This window comes from Pseudomonas corni (genome assembly GCF_057128765.1).
This window is the reverse complement of the sequence record NZ_JBSKHW010000037.1, coordinates 1-1,303: the sequence shown is the minus strand read 5'-3', so window position 1 is coordinate 1,303 and position 1,303 is coordinate 1. Positions and strand designations below refer to the sequence as shown.

Here is a 1,303-nt window from a genome sequence, read left to right as displayed (position 1 = left end):
TCCATCGCAGTGAAACAACTCGACGGTACAGTCGAGGTAGTGCGTGAGTTTGGTTTTAACGATTATTTGTCCAGCCTTTCGTAAGCTGGCGACGAGGAGTGAGAAAGAAATTGAAGAAGAACGTTCTTATCATTGGTGCAGGAGGTGTCGCCAAGGTGGTGGCCCACAAGTGCGCGCAGCACAACGACGAACTCGGTCGTATTGCTATCGCGTCGCGCAACATCTCCAAGTGCCAGGCCATCATCGACAGCGTCAAGGCCAAGGGCAGCCTCAAACAGCCCGCTGAAATTCGCGCATTTTCGCTGGACGCGCTGAACATTGAAGCAACCAAAGCGCTGATTCTGGAAACCGAATCACAGATCGTGATCAACGTCGGTTCCTCGTTTTTGAACATGTCCGTGCTGCGCGCCTGCATCGACACCGGCGTGGCGTATCTGGACACCGCGATCCACGAAGAGCCGGGCAAGGTCTGCGAAACGCCGCCCTGGTACGGCAACTACGAGTGGAAGCACCTGGAGGAATGCCAGGAGAAAAACGTCACGGCGATTCTCGGCATCGGCTTCGACCCCGGCGTGGTCAACGCTTACGCAGCGCTGGCGCAACAAACCTATTTCGACCGCATTGATTCAATCGACATCCTCGACGTCAATGCCGGCTCCCACGGCAAATACTTCGCGACCAATTTCGATCCGGAAATCAATTTCCGTGAATTCACAGGGCAAGTCTGGAGCTGGCAGAACAGCCAGTGGACCAGCAACGCCATGTTCGAGGTCAAACGCACCGACGACTTGCCAGTGGTGGGCAGCCAGAACCTGTACCTGACCGGTCACGATGAAGTGCACTCGCTGTCGAAAAACCTCGACGTGCCCAACGTGCGTTTCTGGATGAGTTTTGGCGAGCACTACATCAACGTCTTCACCGTGCTCAACAGCCTGGGCCTGCTGTCCGAACAGCCGGTGAAAACCGCCGAAGGCCTGGAAGTGGTGCCGCTCAAAGTGGTCAAGGCCGTGCTGCCCGACCCCGCCTCGCTGGCGCCTGGCTATACCGGCAAGACCTGCATCGGCGATCTGGTCAAAGGCACCAAAGACGGCCAGCCGCGCGAGATGTTCATCTACAACGTCGCCGACCACGAACAGGCATTCGCCGAGACCGACAGCCAGGGGATTTCCTACACCGCGGGCGTACCGCCCGTGGCCGCCGCCCTCCTCGTCGCCCGAGGCGAATGGGACGTGCAGCGCATGGTCAACGTCGAGCAACTGCCCGCCGAGCCGTTCCTGCGAGCGCTCGACCTGATGGGCCTGCC

Annotated in this window: 1 protein-coding gene; it reads left to right on the top strand. The window is 58.7% G+C overall.

The features are described 5' to 3' along the window. Nucleotides 1-110 precede the first annotated feature (110 nt). Nucleotides 111-1,303 (top strand): saccharopine dehydrogenase family protein (locus tag ACWKV9_RS27655; protein ID WP_483839290.1); only part of this gene is annotated, 1,193 nt, incomplete at its 3' end.